This window comes from Deinococcus frigens DSM 12807 (genome assembly GCF_000701425.1).
Classification (GTDB): Bacteria; Deinococcota; Deinococci; order Deinococcales; family Deinococcaceae; genus Deinococcus; species Deinococcus frigens.
The window spans coordinates 1-3,603 of record NZ_JNIW01000118.1 but is presented as its reverse complement, the minus strand read 5'-3'; the positions used below and the strand labels follow the sequence as shown (position 1 = coordinate 3,603).

The 3,603-nt window shown below is 60.8% G+C and carries 6 protein-coding genes and 1 pseudogene; 5 read left to right on the top strand and 2 right to left on the bottom strand.

Annotated elements, in window-relative coordinates:
* Window positions 1-91 (top strand): annotated as a pseudogene (locus tag Q322_RS23720) (IS6 family transposase); the annotation flags it as partial.
* Window positions 92-821: 730 nt separating this feature from the next.
* On the opposite strand, the gene Q322_RS0119710 reads toward Q322_RS23720, so the two are convergent.
* A complete protein-coding gene (locus Q322_RS0119710) occupies window positions 822-1,559 on the bottom strand; it encodes a CAP domain-containing protein (RefSeq protein WP_029479549.1) in 738 nt (245 codons plus the stop codon).
* Window positions 1,560-1,866: 307 nt separating this feature from the next.
* On the opposite strand from Q322_RS0119710, the gene Q322_RS0119705 reads away from it, so the two are divergent.
* The 4 genes from Q322_RS0119705 (at window position 1,867) to Q322_RS0119685 (ending at window position 3,347) form a co-directional block, all read left to right on the top strand.
* A complete protein-coding gene (locus Q322_RS0119705; RefSeq protein WP_051668809.1) occupies window positions 1,867-2,151 on the top strand; it encodes a type II toxin-antitoxin system HigB family toxin in 285 nt (94 codons plus the stop codon).
* A 31-nt stretch (window positions 2,152-2,182) separates the two neighbouring features.
* Window positions 2,183-2,608: a helix-turn-helix domain-containing protein gene (locus Q322_RS0119700; protein WP_029479547.1), complete on the top strand. Its 426-nt coding sequence runs from the start codon at window positions 2,183-2,185 to the stop codon at window positions 2,606-2,608.
* Entirely contained in the window at window positions 2,605-2,799 is a 195-nt protein-coding gene (locus Q322_RS0119695; protein WP_029479546.1) for a hypothetical protein, read from the top strand. Before Q322_RS0119700 ends, Q322_RS0119695 begins: the two co-directional genes overlap by 4 nt.
* A 122-nt stretch (window positions 2,800-2,921) precedes the next feature.
* Window positions 2,922-3,347 carry a helix-turn-helix domain-containing protein gene (locus Q322_RS0119685; protein ID WP_029479545.1) on the top strand — a complete coding sequence of 142 codons (426 nt, stop codon included), beginning with the start codon at window positions 2,922-2,924 and terminating at the stop codon, window positions 3,345-3,347.
* Between the two features lie 42 nt (window positions 3,348-3,389).
* Here the strand turns inward: Q322_RS0119685 and Q322_RS24290 are convergent.
* A partial coding sequence (locus Q322_RS24290) for a hypothetical protein (RefSeq protein WP_211248945.1) occupies window positions 3,390-3,603 on the bottom strand: 214 nt, incomplete at its 5' end.

Below are 3,603 nucleotides of genomic sequence, written 5' to 3'. Positions count from 1 at the left end.
TGACCTTCCCAGCCTGCATGGGGTCGACCATCAGCAAGTGATTTCCACGGCTCGCTGCAACAATGTCATTGAGCAATCGCACCGATCTACAGCCATCGTGTCGACGCACGGCATCGAGTATGCGGTGGGTCAGATTAAGACCTTTGGAGGCGGCAACGATAATGAGGAACAGTTGCTGGTCGTACGCGCCCGGTTGGCAGGCGACGTTGCGCCTGCCAACTTGTATGCGACTTTCGCTTCCGAGAGCCAAGACATCAATAAGTTCAATTACGTTGTCGTCCCAGCCAACGGTCTCATCGCAGTTGGCAAGATGAAAATGACCGTGCTGACTTTTGCTCTCAATGCGCTTCGTACTGTTCGGATCAGAACAGGTAACGTCAACGGCAGCATCCTCGAACGCACCATTAACATACCCGCCCTCAGCGGCTATTCAGGCCCGACGAGCAGTTTCACGATGGGCGTGCAGGCCACGTTTCAGAACAACACCTTTTCGGCTACTGGCCCTGCGTCTGCGTTCCGGTCCTACAACCTACGCCTGGCTCCAGAAACCAAAGGTTTTAACAATGCCTCAAACCCTGTACTTCCGCAGTTGACTTTTCCGCTGGCTACTACCCTCCAGGGACTGACGGCTGGCACGTACAAGGTGTATCTTCGCGCCTTTGAAAGCCCTGTTCTCGATCCGAAGAGGGTTCTCCCTGACCGCGCCAACGCCACCCAACAATTCCTGCTGTCCACAACCGTTCGGTAGACCCCTCAATTCAAAGTAAACGGGGCCGCGCTTTTCATCTGCGCGGCCCCGTTTACTTGCAGTTTAAATAGAATCAGTACGCTTTCCAGCCAACCATAAGATCCCAACTCTTTCCATAACGGTTGTTGGCAAAATCGACTGGACTGTCGTGGACTCCCAGGCCCATCATGGTGTGTTCTGGGCGCATCAGATTGGCGCAGTGGCCCGGACTCTGCATCCAGGCCCGCAAAGCCGCTTCGGGGGTTGGAAGGTTGGCGGCAGCGTTCGCACCATAGCCATACGCATTGATATTCATGCTCATCGTACCCTCCTCTTTGTAAGCCCGAACCAGGCGATCTACCACCGTCGCCCCGTAAAAGAACGGCGAGGCAGTCTGGCTCTCCGTGTGCGCCTCATATCCCACTTCACTGAGGTACGTCGCGTGCTTGCGGGCGGCGTAGGCGAACAGCCCGTTAAAGGTCAACGGCTTTAAGGGCGTGAACTTGCCCGCCACGCAGCTCCCCGCCGTCGCGTCCGCGCCGCTGATTTTGCCCGTGGTTCGCACCTCGTTCACGAACTTCATGAGCTGCACTTCCTCGGCGCTGGGCGTCACGTACACCGTCCCGGTCTTCGTTCCGTCTCCCGTGCCTACCGCCGCCCCAGCTGCCGGAATGAACAGGACAGCGGATGCAGGGGTAGGAGTGGGCTTAGGCGTCGGTGTTGGAGTGCTGGTCTCCGATCCAGTGGGCGGGGTCACACCGCAGCCGCTCAGCAGTAGGGCGGCGCTCATTAGGGCGGCGCTCAGGGTGATGTTGGTGGTGTTGGGGGTCATGGTTCAGTCCTGTGGCCCGTGTGGGGGCGCTTGACGTGTAAGGAGAAGGGAGGCGGAGCGGCGGGCGTCTCTAACCCGCGTAGGGGGAACAACGCTTACGTCCCCGCTCCTGCTCCCTAAAGATCATCAATCGTGCGCGCTGTCAAGTCCCCGTGAGTAGTTTGAGAGCTACGAGACGTGCAGGAGGCGGTTTTAATGCTGCAAAGCTTACCCGGCTGCCCGGCGGAAAGGTGAAATCTACATACTGGCCCGTCCAGAGGCGAGAGACTTGCCTATTATGCGATCAGCGCATAGACTGATTCCAGCGATGAATGTCATCACCTCCGCCACACTGCGCCGGGTCCAACTGGACTATCCAGACGCCGCCGACGCCCTGGAGGACTGGCACACCATCGTCCGCCGGACCACCTTCGGCAACTTTGCGGAAATCCGTGACACCTTCGCCACGGTGAGCTGGGTGGGGCCGGATTACGTGATCTTCAATATCCGGGGCGGACACTACCGCCTGATTACCCGCGTGAACTTCCTGTACCAGAGCTTCTTTCTCAAGCACTTCCTGACCCATGCCGACTATGACCACTGGCGGCCCTGACCTCGCCCCCCCACCGCAAGGAGCCTCCACCATGACCAACGCCTCTACCGTGCTGAGCGCCTGGGCCAACCTTCCTCCCGAAGTGCGCGTCCTGGCCGCTCCTATTCAGACCGAACAGCAGTACGACGAGGCGTTGGCCGCGTTCGAGGCCGTGTGGAATGAGGTGGGCGGCCAGGCCGATCACCCGCTGGGCAGTCTGTTCGAGCTGCTGCGGGACCGACTGATGGCCTACGAGGAACGCTCTTTCCCTGTGCCGCCTTCACCGCCCCACCGCTTGCTGGCCTTTTTGATGGAAGAGCGGTCCATGACCCAGACCGAGTTGGCCGGGGTGCTGGGCATCACACAGGGCAACGTCAGCCGACTGCTGAGCGGCAAGACGGCGCTCTCGCTGGAGGCCGTGCGGAAGCTGGCCGCACATTTTCATGTCCGTCCAGACGTGTTCCTTGAACATCCATGAAGCCCTACCCCACATTTCAGGATGTGCTGATCGACGGGCTGCGTGTCGATCCTGAGCAGGCGTTCGTATATCTGCAAGTCGCTTTGGAAGAGTTTGACCAGGACGGAGACCTTCAACATCTGAAGCTGGCGATGCGAAATGTGGCTGACGCGCGCGGCGGGGCCAAGGGCGGCACCGGCATTTACTTCTAGTTCCGCACGGACGGCGATCAGGTGATCGTGAACGCCGAAATCAAGGCGGGCGTTTCTCCCAGCGCCGCGCTGTTGCGTGAGGCCATCGCCGCCGCTTTCGCAGACGACCAAAGGAGTTGACCATGAGCAAGACGCCTCAAGAATGGCAAGTTGTCCTGGGTCTTGACGAGTTGCCCGACGCGCAGTGGGTGGAGATGTTGAACGCCCTGGAGGGCCGAGACACCATCGACGGCGGCGGCCTGGAAGCGCAGGGGCTGACGGCCTCAGTCCTGACCCCGGACGAGATCAGCATGGCCCTGGTGGTGGAGAGCGCGGGTGCGGCGTTCCGGACAGTTCGCCAGGATCAGCACCTCACCGTGCGCCAGGCCGCCGAGGCGTGGGGCGTGTCGCCGGGCCGGGTATCCCAGATCGAGGCCGCCGACGCTAACCTGTATCTGAGTACCGTGGGCAGCGCGGCCCTGCGAATGGGCTACCGCGCCAAGCTGGTGCTGGAGCCGCTGGAAAATGGGCCGACGATTGTGGCCGCCCTGGGTGACGGCAAGAGCTGATTGTTAGCCCAGCACATCTCGGCAGTGCTGGCTGGCCGGTGACTATGACGAGGAGGAGACATAAAAGTACAGAGCTGGAAAGCGGTGCGCGCCGGAGCGGTGGCCGCCAGACGGATCGACGAGACGCGCGTGGCCGAGCTGAAGGGTGCTGCACTGGCCCAGGTGCGCGCCCACCGGCTGGCTGAGGTTCGTAGGGTTGTGTTGCCTTAACTTGACCCGTGGCAGCCTGAGGGCAGGGGTGGCCTGAAGTTCAGGC